The following is a 16,690-nucleotide window of genomic DNA, read 5'->3' on the forward strand; positions in this document are numbered from 1 at the left end:
CCTGCGTGTTGATCAGGCGGCGTGGTTGACTTTCCTTGTGTTTCGTGCTTCTGCTGTCGTGGGATGCATGGGCAGGAGAAAATCGGCGAGGGCGAGACGGTGCGGGCTGTGCGGGGAGGCGATGCGCAAGAAGGGGTTCACCTCGGCCGGCAGGCAGCGGTGGCACTGCGACCGGTGCCGGGCCGGCACGGTCGCGCAACGCGTCGATCTGACGAGGATGGCCGAGTTCCGCGCGTTCCTCGCGTGGATCACGGGACGGAGCACCGCCGCCCAGGCCGCGGCCGGGCTCGGCGTGAGCCGCCGCACCTTCGCCCGCCGCGTCGCGTGGTGCTGGAACGTCAGGCCCTCCATCGCGACGGACGGCGCCGTATGCCACGTCGTCGAGACGGACGGCACGTACGCGCACGGCTGGTGCATGCTGATCGCCGTCGACGGCGGGGGCGAGCCGTTGGGCTGGCAGTGGTGCGACGCGGAGAGCCGCGCCGCGTACCGGCGGCTGTTCGGACGGATCCCCATGCCGGACGTGCTGGTGGCCGACGGCGGGGCCGGCTGCCTGGCCGCCGCCGGCGACGAGTGGCCGGACGCGAGGGTCCAGCGGTGTCTGGTGTTTATGTTCAATGTTCTTTGGGCAGGAGTGGCATGGTGTTTTCCGCTTGATGTGCAGCTGTTTTTCCGCAGTGTCGTCATCTTCGTGATGATATGAGCGGCCATGGGTTCGTCCTGCCTGTTAGATTCCCGGGTTGCAAACCAATAGCAGCCAGGGGCCGGTTGCCGCCGGCCCGGGGAAGGAAAGGACAGTGACGATACCCATGTCCAAACAGCAAGATATCAGGAGGCTCGACGCGAAGGGCCTGCCGCATACGGAGATCGCCAGAAGGCTCGGTGTGGACCGGGGCACGGTCGCGAAGTGGGCGGGCATGGAGGACTGCTCGCCGAAACCGCCCGCCAGGCGCAGGGTGAAGTCGGTGCTCGACGGCTACAAGCCGTTGATTGATTCGTGGCTGGAGGCCGACCGTCTCATGCCACGCAAGCAGCGCCACACCGCCAAGCGCGTGCACGACCGGCTCAGGGACGAGCACGGGTTCACGGGCTCGTACTCCACCGTGCTGCGCTACGTGGACGAGTGGCGCGCGGCGAACCGCGAGCCGTCCGACGGCTACGTGGAGCTGGAGTGGATGCCGGGGAGCGTGCAGATGGACTTCGGCCTGGCCAAGGCGCGGCTGGCGGGCGAATGGGTGGACGACCATTGCCTGGTCGTCACGTTCCCGCATTCGAACAAGCGGTACGCGGCGAGCCTGCCCGCCGAGAACGCGGAATGCATCTGCGAGGGCCTGACCTCGATATTCGAGCACATCGGCGGCGTCCCGCACACGCTCGTGATCGACAACGCGTCCGGCGCGGGCCATCGCGACTCTAGGGGGAACGTGACCTTGTCGCGCGTGTTCGAGGCGTTCGTCAGCCACCATCGCCTCGACGTGCGCTTCTGCAACCCGTACTCGGGCAACGAGAAGGGCAGCGTGGAGAACGCGGTCGGGTTCCTGCGGCGCAACCTCATGGTCCCGCCCATGGCGGCCGAGACCCACGAACAGCTCACCCGGCTCATGCTCGCCAAATGCGACGAACTCGGCGAACAGGTCCATTACCGCGCCCTGGAGCCGATCGACGTGCTGTTCGCCGACGATTTGAAGGCGTTGCGCCCGCTGCCCTCGTGCCGGTTCGACGCGGTCAGATGGGAGACCCGCAAGGCCGACAAGTACGGGTGCGTCGAGATCGACTCCAACCGCTACCAGATCGGCCCCGCGCTGCACGGCAGAAGGGTCGACGTCGCCATCCGCGCCACAAGCGTCACCGTCAAGGATCCGGACGGGCGCACAATCGCGGAGCTCTCCCGCGTCTACGGCAGATCGTCGCGCACGATCCAGGATCCCGCCACGGTGTTCCCTCTGCTCGCGCGCAAACCCGGCGCGTGGCGCGACTGCTCGATCCGCCCCGACGTGCCCGACGACGTGAGGGAACGGCTCGACCAGGCCGACGACAAGACCCTCAAGGCCAGTCTCAGTGCCATCGCCAGGGCCTGCGAGGCCGCGGGCTTCGAACCGGCGATGCGGGCCGCCGGCCATCTCATCCGACACGGATGCGATTTCTCCGAGGCCGATATGACGATCCTGGCCAGACGCATCGCGGAAGGCGACATCGACTACGGCGGCGACCTGCCCGACCTCGGCGCCTACGACAGGTTCAACCGGCCCGGAAAGGAGACCGCATGAGCACCAGACCCGAACCACAGATCCCCGAGACCCGCAGGCGCAGGGCCGACACCATCGCCACAAGCCAGCGCATCATGGCGATGAGCAAGCAACTGACCCTGACCCGCAGCGTGCTCGCCAACACGCTGGCCGAGGCCACGCCCGCCCAGCTCGACTTCATCGAACGATGGTTCCAAGCCGAACTCGAATCGCGCGACCGGGCCAAACGCGCCCGGCTGATGAAGACGGCGGGGTTCCCGTCCGACAAGGAGCTCGACGGATACGACTGGACCAACCTGGACATGCCCGCCGACTGGGGACGGAGCCAGCTCGAAGGCCTCGAATTCGTCGGGAAAGCCGAGGACCTCGTGCTCTACGGGCCGGTCGGCACCGGCAAAAGCCATCTCGCCATCGCGCTCGGCAGGGCCGCGTGCCGGGCCGGGATACCGGTGAGGTTCTTCACCGCCTCCAGCCTGGTCATGCGCCTGAGACGCGCCAAGGCGGACAACCGGCTCGACAGGGAGCTCGCCGCCATCGCCAAGGCCCGCCTCATCATCATCGACGAGCTCGGATACATCCCCATCGACGAGGAGGGCAGCCGCCTCCTCTTCCAGGTCATATCCGACTCCTACGAGACAAGGAGCGTCGTCTACACCACCAACATCGAATTCTCCGGATGGGCCAGGGTGTTCGGCGACCCGAACATGGCCGCCGCGGTCGTGGACCGCACCGTCCACCACGGCAGGCTCATCCGCTTCAAGGGCGAAAGCTACCGCAGCCGCAACGCCCTCATGACCAAATAACCAAAACAAACCAAGGCAGCGGGCGAACCCACAGGACGATCATCCTGCGGAAAACCCGCTGCACATCCTGCGGAAAACAACACGACCATCCAGCCGACACGAACTTGACAAAAGACAGTCTGGTGCACGTGGTCAGGAACACGAGGAGGGACCTGACCGGCAGGCCCGGGACCCCGGCCGGCAGGGAGCTGCTCGCCCTGGCCGGACGGCTCGCCAAGGTGGGGGACGCCGGCGGGGCCGCCGTATGGCTGGCCGGGCTGAACCGGTGGCACAACGATCACGGCGCGTTCATCAGGCAGCGGACCATGGCGTCGTCGGATCCGTCCGATCCCAGGGCGAGGGCGGGCAGGAGGTGGTGGTGGACGCACGAGCGGCTGCGCCGCGCGTACTTCCGCCTCGTCCGTCTCAACCGGAGGGGCGAGCTGTTCGCGTTCTGCGATCCGGACCTCGTGGCCGGCGGTCCGGTGCCGTCCACCACGAACCGGATCGAGGGCGGCGTCAACGCCGACGTCAAACGCGTGCTCGACGCGCACCGCGGCCTGACCGGTGAGCACATGAGGCGCTGCTGCGAATGGGTGGTGTACATGAAGAGCCGGGACCCCGACCCCGAATCGTTCGTCACGCCGGAATGCTGGCGGGCGAAACGAACGAGGCGGGAGGAGCCGGACGGGCCCGCGCCCGGGACCGAGACCGCGGTGCAGCTGCCCACGACCGGCGTCGACGCCTACGAAAGCGGGTTCGGCATCAGAAAAGGATGGGCCGGACGATCATGACCAACACCAACACGCCCGAATAAGACCCACATTTTGTCACTTAACCCCAGACCGACGTCAATTCCAATACGATAACGACGATTCGTCATTTGAGCCCCTTCGTTCAACAAATAATTGCATCTATTATCGCTCAAAAACAGGAAAAGAAAAACGGGGCGGAAATCCGCCCCTGCAGAATTCTGCTTAGCATTCAAGACGGCTATCGAGTCCGTCTTTACTGAGAATTAGCATTTCCAATATAACACGCCGAATCCAGCGACGCTCGGGCATCTGGGTTCCGCGCAGTGAGGACACGATTGAAATCTCGCAAACCACTGGTTCACCGAGATATGGACTTCCCCACATCGGCAAGGTGGTCAGACTCGTCGGCTCGCTCTCCGGATTCGAGAGGACAGACGACATCCCGGTCGCGGACTATTCGTCGGCTTCGATGCTTTCGGTGCCCAGCTTCTCTTCGAGTTCGGTGACGATCTGCGCGTGCATCTTCTCGTCGATCTTCACGGTGAAGAGGAACACCAGCAGGCTCAGCACGATGAAGGCGAGCGGCACGTAGAACGCGAAGGTTTTGAACGTGCTGATGTTGGACGCGGTCATGTCGGCTGCGGTGGCGGTCCCGGTCATGCCGGCGGCCACGGCGATGAATCCGACGATGCCGTTGGACAGCGCGCCGGCGATCTTGTCGAGCATCGGACGCACCGACAGGGTCACGGCCTCGTTGCGGCGGCCGGTTTTCAGCTGTCCGTATTCGATGGAGTCGGTCAGGCACAGGATGGCGGTCATCTGGATGAACGTGGCCGGCAGGTAGAACAGGATGAGCGCGATGATGACCACCGGCAGGCTGGTGGCGGCGACGCTGAACAGTAGGTAGCCCGCGATCATCAGCGCCATGCCGACGATGAAGAGGAAGCGGCGTGGAATCCACCGATTGAGCACGGGGAAGGCGGGGGCCATGATCAGACCGGTGATCACGGGGATGACGCCGGCGATCGAGAACGAGTCGGGCATACCGAGCACGAATTTGAACAGGTAGAACATCACGCCGTTGGTGGCGACGTTCGCCACGGCGTACAGCAGGTAGGACAGCGCGACCCACAGCAACTGGTCGTTCTTCGCTAGGGCGGCGAAGGCCTGCAACGGGTTGCCGTTCTTCTGCGCTTTGGATCGCAGCGCGCTTTCGTTCTCTTTGGTGCCGAACGCGACGGTCCATGCGGTGAGCACGCCAAGCAGCGCGGTGATGATGGCGAAGGCGGTCCAGCCGCTTTGGCTTTCCGTATGCGAGCCGGTGAATTTGAAGCTGAAGTACGAGACGATGGGTACGACCACGACGGTGATGCCGTTGTATCCGATGGAGCCGGTGAAGGTGCCGAGCGCGGTGTAGACGCTGCGTTCGTTGGAATCCGACGCGATGGCGGGGATCATGCCCCAGTAGGAGATGTCGCGCATCGAGTAGAACACGTCGAGCACGATGAACACGATGACGAACAGCACGATGAACCAGGTCTGGTTCACGTTGACCAGACCGAACAGGCCGGTGTAGACCATGACCAGCAGCACGGCGGAGACGAGGCCTCCGATGAACTGCCATGGCCTGAAGCGGCCGAATCGTGTGGTGGTGTTGTCGATGATGTTGCCCAGCAACGGATCGAGGAAGATCTCCGCGATACGGATCACCACGATCAGTCCGGTGATGAGGCCGATGAGTTTGGTGGCGGTGCCTTTGTCGACGTTGACGAACAGCACGCTGGTCACGTAGACCACGAAGTAGGTGCTGAGCGCGTTATAAAACGCGGCCTGGCCGAGGTTGCCGAATGCGTAGGCGACGCGCCGTCCGAGATTGCCCCGCGTCGATGCCGGGACGGACGACTGTTCTTGGTGATCGCTCATTGCTTGTTCTCCTTAAGAGATGGAAAAGATCATCCGTTGATCTCAGAAGATAGTATATGTCATTACTTATTTTTAGTAAAATTCATTACTGAAAATAATTACTACCAGCGTGTCGCGACCCGCACACATGGACGAGACAACAACGCGACACAGTCTTTGCTCCCCACCAAATACCTCCTCCCCCAACAAACAGATAACCTCATCAAGCAAGATGCCACCGACACGCCCTCCCCTCTTCCCGACAACCAAAGGACCACACATCTCAACGACATCCGACAATAAGACACATCATTCGACACGCAAGGCTTCACCATGATGAATAATATGATTTACTTGTATATGTAAAGAGATTTACTTCTCTTGTGCAGAACAACGTCGTGATGTATCTCGAAAGCAGGAACCATGTCCTCACTTCACTCTTCCCAGTCCCGCTGGATCACCGATCCGACCGTCTTCGCGGTCAATCGCCTGCCTGCGCACACCAGCCACACGTATACCGCCATCGACACCGACGTCGCTGACGATGGACGCGTACCCTCCAACCTGATCCAAAGCCTCAACGGCGTGTGGACGGTACGTATCGACCAAGCGGACGCCCTGGACCTCGATGCCGAGGCCACACCCGCATTCGCCATGCCGGATTTCGACGACGCCGCCCACACGCGCATCACGGTGCCCTCGACATTGGAGACCGAAGGTTTGCTGACACCCCAATACGTCAATCAGCAATATCCTTGGGATGGGCACGACGACCCGGTCGCCCCGAACATTCCGCAACGCAACCATGTGGCGCTGTACCGCCGTGAATTCACCCTCGCCCCGCGTGCGCTCCACGCGCTGTCCACTCGTGACACCGCCGGAGAGGAGCGCGTCACCATCACCTTCCACGGCGCGTCCACGGCGATCATGGTATGGCTTAACGGCGATTTCGTCGGCTATGCGGAGGACTCCTTCACCCCCAGCGAATTCGACGTGACCGACCTGCTGCGCGACGACGTCAACACGCTGGCCGTCGCCTGCTATGAATTCAGCAGCGCCAGCTGGCTCGAAGACCAGGATTTCTGGCGATTGCACGGCATCTTCCGCGACGTGGAGCTCGCCGTTCACCCCCATGTGCATGTGGAGGACCTGCGGCTGTCCACGGATTACGACACGAACGACGCCGTCGCCGAACTGGGCGTGCAGGCCGACATCCGCAACACACGCGATGCCGACACCATCGCCGCCATCGTACGCGATCCGAACGGTACGATCGTCTGGCAATCCGCCCAATCATGCGCCGCTGCAACGGACGTGACAGCCATCCACGTCACTTCCGACACAGCATCCGCCTCCACCGACGAACACCCCGCAACGAGCACGCATACATTCCACGCACGCATTCCGGGCATCCATCCGTGGAGCGCGGAGGAACCGAATCTGTATACCGTGCAGTTGCGCATACTGGACGACCACGGCGGTCTCATCGAAACCGCCCAGCAGCGCGTCGGATTCCGCCGCTTCGCCATCGAGGACGGCGTGATGACGCTCAACGGCAAACGCATCGTCTTCAAAGGCGTCAACCGCCACGAATTCGACGCCCGCCATGGCCGCGCGCTCACCGAGGAGAGCATGATCGCCGACATCACCCTGATGAAACGCAACAACATCAACGCGGTGCGCACCTCCCACTATCCCAACCAGACGCGCTGGTACGAATTGTGCGACGAATACGGCCTTTATGTGATCGACGAGGCCAACATCGAAACGCATGGCACCTGGTCCAGCCCCGGCGACGTGGTGGTCGCCGACACCAGCGTGCCGGGCAGCGACCCCCAATGGCGGGCCGCATGTTTGGATCGGGTCAACAGCATGATCCGCCGCGACCGCAACCATCCCTCGGTGCTGATCTGGTCGTTGGGCAACGAATCCTACGCGGGCGACGTGTTCCGCGCGATGAGCGACCACGCGCATCGGCTGGATCCCTCCCGTCCAGTGCATTACGAGGGCGTGACGTGGAATCGCGACTACGACGACGTCACCGACATCGAAAGCCGCATGTACGCCAAACCGGACGAGATCGAACGCTACCTGACCGAGAATCCGGACAAGCCGTACATCTCCTGCGAATACGCGCATGCGATGGGCAATTCCGTAGGCAATCTGCACGAGTACACGGCGTTGGAACGCTACCCGCACTATCAGGGCGGATTCATCTGGGATTTCGTGGACCAGGCGTTGTGGCAGCGGTTGCCGGACGGCACGGAACGCCTCGCCTATGGCGGCGATTTCGACGAGCGTCCGTGCGACTACGAGTTCGCCGGCGACGGACTGCTGTTCGCCGACCGCACGCCCTCGCCCAAACTGCAGGAAGTCAAACACCAGTATGCGAACGTCCGGCTGACCCCCGACGGCGAGTCGGTGACGGTCGAGAACGGCAATCTGTTCGTCTCCACCGCCAGCAGCCGTTTCACCGCACGGCTGTTGGTCGACGGCGAGCCCGTGTGGAGCCGCGAACTGCGCTTCGACGTGCCCGCCGGCGAAAACCGCAGATTCCCCATCGACTTCCCCTCCCCCGACGTCGTGTTCGATGGGCTTTCCAACGCGGCCGACGAAATCGACGAAATCGAGCTGACCTATGAAGTCACGCAGCATCTGGGTTCGGCGACCCTCTGGGCACCGGAAGGCTACGAACTGGCGTTCGGCCAGCATACCGTCACTGTACGGCGCACCTCCGTCGACGATGTCGAGCCCGCCGACGATACCGTGGCTGCGAACGATGTCATTGCGGATAACGGCGCATCGGCGAGCGCTGCGACGACGACGGTCACCATGGGCCGTTGGAACGTCGGCGTGCGGGACGGCGATTGCGAGACGTTGCTGTCGCATACGCAGGGCGGCGTGGTCTCTTGGCGTCGCGACGGACGTGAGATGATGATCCGTCGGCCGAATCTGCTGTGTTGGCGACCTCTGACCGACAACGACCGCGGAGCGTCCAGCGGCTTCGACCGCGCGCAATGGTTTGCGGCCGGCCGATACGCCCGCGTGGTGGATTCACGTTTCGAGCGCGACGGCGACGGCGTGACCGCCACTTACGTCTACGAATTGGCCACGCCGCAGCGCACGCGGGTCAGCGTGCGTTATCAGACGCTCGTCGATGGCGGACTGCGTTTGAACGTGCGGTATCCGGGAGAGCCTGGCGCGCCCACCTTGCCGGCTTTCGGCTTGGAATGGATGCTGCCCGTGCGGTATGCGAATCTGCGGTTCTACGGGCTCGGCCCCGAAGAGACCTATGCCGACCGGCGTGACGGCGCGAAGCTGGGCATCCACAGCACCGACGCGTTCAAGGATTGCGCTCCGTATCTGGTTCCGCAGGAGACCGGCAATCATGAAGGCGTCCGCTGGGCGCAGATCACGGACGACGAGGGACACGGCATGCGGGTCGAAAGGGCCGGATCGGAGCAGTTCTGCGCCAGCCTGCTCCCCTACAGCACGATGATGCTGGAGGAGGCCACGCATCAGGACGAATTGCCGCAGCCGCGGCATATGTTCCTGCGGCTGCTCGCGGCGCAAATGGGCGTCGGCGGCGACGATTCCTGGGGTGCGCCGGTCCATGCGCGCTATCAGGTCCCCGCCGACCGGTCGCTCGAATTGGATCTGAAGCTCACGCTCATCTAATTGACGGCGACGCCGGCGCGCGACTTATGCGCCCTGCGCCGGCGTGAAACTGTCCCTGACGACCAGTTCGGTGGAGATATAGGTGTGCTGGCGGGTGCGGCGTTTGTTGGAGATCGCTTCGGCCAGCATGAAGATCGCGGTTCGCGCCAGTTCGCCTTGGTCGATGTCATAGGAGCTCAGCGTGGGCGACGTGTATCGGGCGATCTGCTGGTTGTTGATGCTGATGACGCTGATGTCGCGCGGCACCAGCAGCCCGGCCGCAGTGAAAGCCTGCAGCACGCCCACCGCAATCGTGTCGGCCGCGACAATCACCGCATCGGGCAGGGTGTCGGCATGGTCACGGATCAGCCGCTCGCCCTGCCTACGGCCGTTGTCCACGGTGAACGGACCATCGGCGTAAATCAGCCCATCCGCGGGCACTCCCAGACGTTCAGTCCAGTTGCGGTAGGCCAGCGTGCGCACATCCTCCGGATACTCATGCATGCCCATCACACGCCCCAAACCTCCGATGAAGGCGACGGAACGCTTATCCGCGGCCAGACAGGCATCCAACGCGTCCAGCACGGTTTGGGACAGGTCGGGCTGCACGGAATCGAACAGGTTGGGGGCCGGATTGATGTCGATGAACACGCCGTAGGGCAGCACGCGGTGCAGGCGGCGCAGCTCGTCGCCGTTCAAGGCCACGGGTCCGATGGAGAGGAAGCCGTCGAAGCGCTTCGCGTCGGTCACGAGATGGTCGATGCCGTCGACGAAGGTGAGGTTCATATGCTGGTCGCGCGCGTTCGTCTCCAGCACTTCGCGTAGCGCGTCGAAGTAGGCGTCCTGCAGCTCCTCGTCGGAATCGACGTTGTTCAGCACGGCCACTTCGCGCGGCAGCACGATGCGCTTGGCCTGCATCGTATAACCGAGCTCCTCGCTGGCCTGGATGATCGCGCGCTTGGTCTCATCTTTGACCGACAGCGTCGGATCGCCGTTGAGCAGACGCGACACCGTCGCCTGAGAGAATCCGGTATGCCGCGCGATGTCCTTGATGGTGGCCATGAACACTCTTTCGTCAAAACTAGTAAATTATTTACCAATCTCCAGTGTACATGCGGATTGGGGATGGCGAGGGACCTCAATGCTTACGATACGCTATGAGCGCGAATCCCACGCAACCTGCACCGTTCTCGAGGATGTTACCTATGTGAGGCAGGCGGGATAAGGATACAGCCCTTGGATAAGATTAGGACTTGTAACGGCCGATTGACACCTTGAGGTGACATTCGAGCCGTTACTTTATTCCTCTCCGCATGCGCGAGAAACACACTTCATAATTCAGCCACGAGAAGACGGAGCAACAACATCGACGCGCCGCACGATGAGGACGCACACCAGCAGAATCACAGCGAAAATCGAGCCGAACAGTAATCCGGCCTTGAGATTATTGCCGTTGGCTGCGGCGATGAATCCCACCACGGCCGGCCCTCCGGCGCATCCCAGGTCGCCGGCCACCGCGAACAGTGCGAACATCAGCGTTCCGCCGCCGGGCATCGCATCCGCGCCTAACGAGAAGGTGCCGGGCCACATGATGCCGACCGAGAATCCGGTCAACGCGCAGGCTACCAACCCCAACACCGGCGAGGTCGTCAACGCCGCGGTCAGGTAGGTAGCCACGCACAGCATCGAACTGCCGGCGATGAACGCCCGGAGGTTGAGCTTGTGCCCCATCATGCCGTAGATGGTGCGAGACAGACCCATCATCAACGCGAACGCGGCAGGACCGGCGAGATCGCCCACCACTTTGGTCACGCCCAAACCGGTCTCCGCAAAGGTGCTCGCCCACTGGCTCATGCCTTGTTCGGCCGCGCCCGCGCACAGCATCATCACGAACAGCAGATAGAACACCGGCTTGGCCGCCAAATCGCGCAGCCGCATCGTCGCCACACCTTCGGGCACGACGCGCGGCATCGGCGCGCTCCAGAACATCACAATGCCGACCAGCGGCACAATCGCCCACAGGCAAGCCAGCACCGGCCACGTTCCCATACCGAACGCCCACAAAAACAGCGTGGAGATCACCACAGTGCCCAGTTGACCCCAGCAGTAGAACGAATGCAACAGACTCATCGCCTTGGCTTTGTGCTCGGAGGGGCAGGCCTCCACAATCGGCGAGACCATCACTTCGATTAGTCCGCCACCCAAGGCATACAACAAAATTGCCACCAAAATGGCCCAATATGGGTCAGATACACGCGTTGGCACCAGTCCCAGTACCAGAAGTCCCGCGGCGGCCGACACGTGAGCCGCAATAATGCAGGGTTTGTAGCCGATCCTATCCACAAACCGCCCGGCCAACACATCCACCACCAGCTGCGTGACGAAATTCACCGTGATCAGCGCGGACAGGCGCGCCATATCGATGCCCAGCGTCGCCGCGAAGGTGACGAACAATAGCGGCATGTAGTTGTTGATCACCGCCTGAGTGATGTAGCCCACGAAACACGCGATCATCGTGCGGTTGTAGTTCGGCTCGGCAGCGGCACCGGCAGGAGCAGAAGACTGTGTCATAACAGTTAGGCTATCAGGAGCCCAACGGTATGTATGGGCGTGTTTCCGAGCAACATTGCACAACTCTGTCTGCCATTAAGCGTCCATCCAGTCACGCTAGGAAAACACATCAAACCAAAGAACCTCGTTATCTCGCTGGGCCTACATAAAAAGAAACCCCTCAAGGTGGAAAAGGAGTCGACGACTCAAATTCCACCGTGAGGGGTTGCTTGTCGGATGCTTCCGAGCTTTTGTCCTACTCCAGCTCGACCGCGCCGGTGTAGAGCTGGTAGTACTCGCCCTTCAACGCGATGAGCTCGTCGTGCGAGCCGCGCTCGATGATGCGGCCGTGGTCGAGCACCATGATTACGTCGGAGTTGCGTACGGTGGACAGGCGGTGCGCGATGACGAACACGGTGCGGCCCTTCATCAGCGCGTCCATGCCGGCCTGCACGACCTCCTCGGTGCGCGTATCGATGGATGATGTCGCCTCGTCGAGGATCAGCGCGGGCGGATCGGCCACGGCGGCGCGTGCGATGGAGATCAGCTGGCGCTGCCCCTGGGAAAGGCCGGATCCGTCGCCTTCGAGCACGGTGTGGTAGCCGTTGGGCAGCATGCGGATGAATCCGTCGGCATTCGTCAGCTTCGCCGCGGCGATGCATTCCTCATCAGTGGCGTCGAGCTTGCCGTAACGAATATTGTCCATCACGGTGCCGGTGAACAGGTTCACGTCCTGCAGCACGATGCCGAGCGAGCGGCGCAGGTCCGGCTTGCGGATGCCCTTGACGGAGATGCCGTCGTAAAGGATCTGCCCTTCCTGCACATCGTAGAAGCGGTTGATGAGGTTGGTCACCGTGGTCTTGCCGGCGCCGGTCGCGCCCACAAGCGCGATTTTCTGGCCCGGCTTGGCGAACCAGGTGATATTGTGCAGCACGGGCTTGTCTTCGGTGTAACCGAAGGTCACGTCGGTGAAGCGCACATCGCCGCGCAGCAGGGTCAGACGCCCGTCCGGCGAGGTGACGGCCTGCTCGCGGGCCTTGGTCGCCACTTCGGCGGCCTTGGGGCTGAGCAGGTGGGCGGCGGCCAGCGAGCGCGTGCCGTCGTCGCCTTCCTCGCGCTTCCACGCCCAGTTGCCGGTCACGTGGTCGACCTCACGCATGGTGCGGCCGTCCTCGTCGAGTTCGACGTTCACCAGGGTCACGGTGCCGCCGTCGTCCTCGACAGGCTCGTCCATCAGCGCGAAGATACGCGACGCGCCGGCGAGGGCCATCATCACCATGTTGAACTGCATGGAGACCTGGCCAATCGGGTTGACGAAGGAGCGCGAGAGGGTGAGCAGCGAGATCAGCGTGCCGAGTGTGAGCGGGCCGGCGCCGGACAGGCCGAAGTTGCCGATGCCCGACAGCGCGACGGATCCGCCCACGATGGCGAGCAGCACGTAGAGGATGTAACCCATGTTGCCCACCACCGGCATGGTGATGTTGCCGTAGATGTTGGCTTCGGAGCTGGCGTGGAACAGGCGTTCGTTGCGCTCGTCGAAGTCGCGCTGCGTGGCGTCCTCGTGGTTGAAGACCTTGATGACCTTCTGGCCGTTGACGGATTCCTCCACGAAGGCGTTCACGTCGCCGAGCTCATGCTGCTGGCGCACGAAGTAGCGGCCGGAGCGGCTCACGATGCCGCGCACCACAACGATGAGCAGCACGGTGAACACAAGCACGAACACGGTGAACGGCACGGACAGCCACAGCATGGAGATCAGCGCGGCGAGCGCGGTGATGGCCGATGAGAACATCTGCGGGAACGACTGGCTGATGGCCTGACGCAACGTATCGGTGTCGTTGGTGTAGTGGCTCATCACGTCGCCGTGCTCGTGGGTGTCGAAATAGCGGATCGGCAGTTCCTGCTGGTGGGCGAACATCTCGTCGCGGATGTCCTTCAGGGTGCCTTGTTCGATGCCGACGAGCATCCAGTTGTACAACCAGGTGCTGAAGATGCCCACCGCGTACAGGCAGCCCATGAACACGAGCGCCTGCAGCAGCGGCGCCCAGTCGGGGTCGCTCACGCCGATCATCGGCAGAATGTAGGTGTCGATCAGCGACTGCAGGAACAGCGAGGAGCCGGCCTGCGCCGCGGCGGAGAGCAGGATGCATACGACGACGAGGGCGACCTGCCATTTGTATTTGAAGATGTAGCCGAAGATGCGCTTGGTGGTGCCAGGCGCGGCCTTGGCCATCTGCGGTTTGTTCTGCGCGCTCATGCCTGGCCTCCTTCCAGTTCGTCGGGCTGGGCTTGGTTCTTGGTTTGCGATTCGTAGATGCTGCGGTATTCGTCGCAGGATTCGAGCAGCTCCTCATGCGTGCCCTTGTCGAGCACGCGGCCGTTGTCCATAACGATGATCATGTCGGATTCCTGCACGGAGGCCACTCGCTGGGCGATGATGATCTTCGTGGTGTCCGGGATCTCGTGATGGAACGCGCCGCGGATGAGCTGGTCCGTTTTGGTGTCGACCGCGCTGGTGGAGTCGTCGAGGATGAGGATCTTCGGCTTCTTGAGCAGCGCGCGGGCAATGCACAGACGCTGGCGCTGGCCGCCGGAGACGTTGGTGCCGCCCTGTTCGATGTAGGTGTCGTACTTGTCGGGGAATTCCTGGATGAATCCGTCGGCCTGGGCGAGCTGGCAGGCGTGGCGCAGCTCCTCGTCGGTGGCGTTCGGGTTGCCCCAGCGCAGGTTTTCGGCGATGGTGCCGGAGAACAGCACGTTCTTCTGCAGCACCATGGCCACCTCGTCACGCAGGGATTCCAGATCGTATTCGCGGGTGTCGCGGCCGCCGACCTTGAGCGAGCCTTCGGTCACGTCGTACAGACGCGGGATGAGCTGCACAAGGCTCGACTTGGCGGAGCCTGTGCCGCCGACGATGCCGATGGTCTGTCCGGATTCGATTTTCAGGTCGATGTGGTCGAGCACGGGCTTCTCCGCGTTGTCGGAGTAGCGGAAGCTCACGTTTTCGAAGGCGATGGAGCCGTCGGCGACCTTGGTGACCGGCTGGTCGGGGTCGGTGACGGTGCTCTGCTCGACGAGCACCTGACAGATGCGTTCGGACGAGGCGCGCGAGATGATGACCATCACGAAAATCATCGAAAGCATCATCATGCTCATCATGATCTGCATGGCGTAGGTCACCAGCGCGGTCAGGTCGCCGGTGGTCAGTCCCAGGGCGGCGTTGTTGCCGGAGCCGACGATCTGCTGCGCGCCGATCCATGCGATGAGGATCAGCGAGGCGTACATGCAGAACTGCAGCAGCGGCATGTTGAAGCTCATGATCTTCTCGGCCTTGACGAAGTCGACGAAGATGCGTTCGGAGACGCGGGAGAACTTGCTCACCTCGTGATCCTCACGGTTGAAGGACTTGACGACGCGCACGCCCTGCAGGTTCTCGTCCACCGTGTTGTTGAGCTCGTCGTAGGTGTGGAAGACGCGCTCGAACACCGGATGCACCAGCGCGGCCAGTCCCATCAGACCGATGCCCAGAATCGGGATGCAGGCGAGGAACACCAGCGAGATCGACGGGCTGATGCGGAAGGAGAACAGCCAAGCGATAACCACCATGATCGGGGCGCGCACGCCCAGACGGACGATCATCTGGTAGGCGTTCTGCAGGTTGGTCACGTCCGTGGTCAATCGGGTGACGATGGAGCCGGTGGAGAAGCGGTCGATGTTGGTGAAGCTGAAGCCCTGCACCTTCTCGAACAGGTCGTGGCGCAGGTTCTTCGCGAAGCCGGCGGACGCGATGGCCGCGTACTTGCCGGAGAGGAAGCCGCATGCCAGGGAGACCATCGCCAGGCACAGCAGGATGAGGCCGAACTTCCAGACCACGGGCATCGAACCGCCGGTGATGCCTTCGTCGATAAGCTCCGCCATCACGGTGGGGATGACGATTTCGAGAATGCCTTCGACGGCGACGAACACCGGGGTGAGCAGACTCGCCTTCTTATATTCGCGTAGTGATTTGAGCAGCGTGCGCACCACCGGCACCTTGGCCGGCGGGGTCTGCTGCTGGGCTTGCGACGTGGTGTTGCCGTCGCGGTCCACGGTTGTGGATGTCATACCTCGCTCTTTCCTTCCGTTGTCGTGTCGTTCATACATTCCTTGTCGTCCTTGCCGACCTTGCCGGTGGCCAGGAGATTGTTCCGCATCGTGTGCAGACTGCGCCGCAGCGCCGCCACTTCCTCATCGTCCATGCCCTGCAGGAGCGTGCGCTCCATCGCATCCCCGTGTTGGCGCATCGACTCGGCGATGGCCTTCGCCTTGTCGGTGAGCACGATCGCCTTGAGTCGGGCGTCGTGTTCGACCGGCCTGCGTTCGACCAATCCTTTGCTTTCCATCAGTCCCAGCACGCGGGATACCGTGGAGCGCGTGGTGCAGAACCGCCGTTCCAGATCCTGCGGGAAGATGTCCCGGTCCTGGTGTTGCACCAAAAAGACGATGATATCAGCGTTGACGCCGGTGGCCTCGCATCGGTCCTCCGTTGTGGTGGCCGCGACGTACCGCGCGATCATGTTGTTCAGCGAACGTACCGCCACCCCCAACGGGATGCGGTTCGGATCACAATCGTCATTCATGTATGCACCTCCTTTTGGTGTGTGCTCCACACACCTTAATAGGTGGCACATACAACAGTTGCATCTACAACAATCGGCGTGTCGCGTATCACACAAAGAAGCCGAGGAGACTAGTCCGCACCGGTTCATTCGCGGACTGGCCTCCTCGGCTTCGACTCCCCTCCCCTAACAGTTAGGGA

Annotated in this window: 11 protein-coding genes; 5 read left to right on the top strand and 6 right to left on the bottom strand. The window is 62.6% G+C overall.

All coding sequences use genetic code 11. The features are described 5' to 3' along the window. Positions 1-121: 121 nt before the first annotated feature. The 4 genes from BL8807_RS00800 to BL8807_RS00815 all read left to right on the top strand — a co-directional run bounded on the left by BL8807_RS00800 (position 122) and on the right by BL8807_RS00815 (position 3,822). Positions 122-703, top strand: a complete 582-nt coding sequence (locus BL8807_RS00800) for a hypothetical protein (protein WP_094725484.1) — start codon at positions 122-124, stop codon at positions 701-703. A gap of 94 nt (positions 704-797) precedes the next feature. Next, positions 798-2,267, top strand: a complete 1,470-nt coding sequence (istA, locus tag BL8807_RS00805; protein WP_072727144.1) for an IS21 family transposase — start codon at positions 798-800, stop codon at positions 2,265-2,267. Then, a complete protein-coding gene (istB, locus tag BL8807_RS00810; protein ID WP_072727143.1) occupies positions 2,264-3,049 on the top strand; it encodes an IS21-like element helper ATPase IstB in 786 nt (261 codons plus the stop codon). The genes istA and istB overlap by 4 nt, the downstream gene beginning before the upstream one ends. 128 nt (positions 3,050-3,177) lie before the next feature. Then, a complete protein-coding gene (locus BL8807_RS00815) occupies positions 3,178-3,822 on the top strand; it encodes a hypothetical protein (protein WP_193057476.1) in 645 nt (214 codons plus the stop codon). A 414-nt stretch (positions 3,823-4,236) separates the two neighbouring features. Here BL8807_RS00815 and BL8807_RS00820 read toward each other — a convergent pair whose 3' ends face one another. Then, positions 4,237-5,706: a glycoside-pentoside-hexuronide (GPH):cation symporter gene (locus BL8807_RS00820; protein ID WP_072725930.1), complete on the bottom strand. Its 1,470-nt coding sequence runs from the start codon at positions 5,704-5,706 to the stop codon at positions 4,237-4,239. A 402-nt stretch (positions 5,707-6,108) separates the two neighbouring features. Between BL8807_RS00820 and lacZ the strand changes: the two genes are divergently transcribed. Next, a complete protein-coding gene (lacZ, locus tag BL8807_RS00825; protein WP_072725928.1) occupies positions 6,109-9,363 on the top strand; it encodes a beta-galactosidase, LacZ type in 3,255 nt (1,084 codons plus the stop codon). Positions 9,364-9,387: 24 nt separating this feature from the next. Here lacZ and BL8807_RS00830 read toward each other — a convergent pair whose 3' ends face one another. From BL8807_RS00830 to BL8807_RS00850, 5 genes are all read right to left on the bottom strand, one after another. Further along, positions 9,388-10,404: a LacI family DNA-binding transcriptional regulator gene (locus tag BL8807_RS00830; protein WP_072725925.1), complete on the bottom strand. Its 1,017-nt coding sequence runs from the start codon at positions 10,402-10,404 to the stop codon at positions 9,388-9,390. A gap of 276 nt (positions 10,405-10,680) precedes the next feature. Further along, entirely contained in the window at positions 10,681-11,913 is a 1,233-nt protein-coding gene (locus BL8807_RS00835) for an MFS transporter (RefSeq protein ID WP_072725923.1), read from the bottom strand. Positions 11,914-12,148: 235 nt separating this feature from the next. Then, the gene (locus BL8807_RS00840) at positions 12,149-14,149 is read right to left on the bottom strand and encodes an ABC transporter ATP-binding protein (RefSeq protein WP_072725921.1); all 2,001 of its coding nucleotides are present in this window, start codon (positions 14,147-14,149) and stop codon (positions 12,149-12,151) included. Then, a complete protein-coding gene (locus BL8807_RS00845) occupies positions 14,146-15,996 on the bottom strand; it encodes an ABC transporter ATP-binding protein (protein WP_072725919.1) in 1,851 nt (616 codons plus the stop codon). The genes BL8807_RS00840 and BL8807_RS00845 overlap by 4 nt, the downstream gene beginning before the upstream one ends. After that, positions 15,993-16,511 carry a MarR family winged helix-turn-helix transcriptional regulator gene (locus tag BL8807_RS00850; protein WP_072725916.1) on the bottom strand — a complete coding sequence of 173 codons (519 nt, stop codon included), beginning with the start codon at positions 16,509-16,511 and terminating at the stop codon, positions 15,993-15,995. Before BL8807_RS00850 ends, BL8807_RS00845 begins: the two co-directional genes overlap by 4 nt. Between the last annotated feature and the right edge of the window lie 179 nt (positions 16,512-16,690).

The sequence above is a fragment of the Bifidobacterium lemurum genome (assembly GCF_014898175.1).
Classification (GTDB): Bacteria; Actinomycetota; Actinomycetes; order Actinomycetales; family Bifidobacteriaceae; genus Bifidobacterium; species Bifidobacterium lemurum.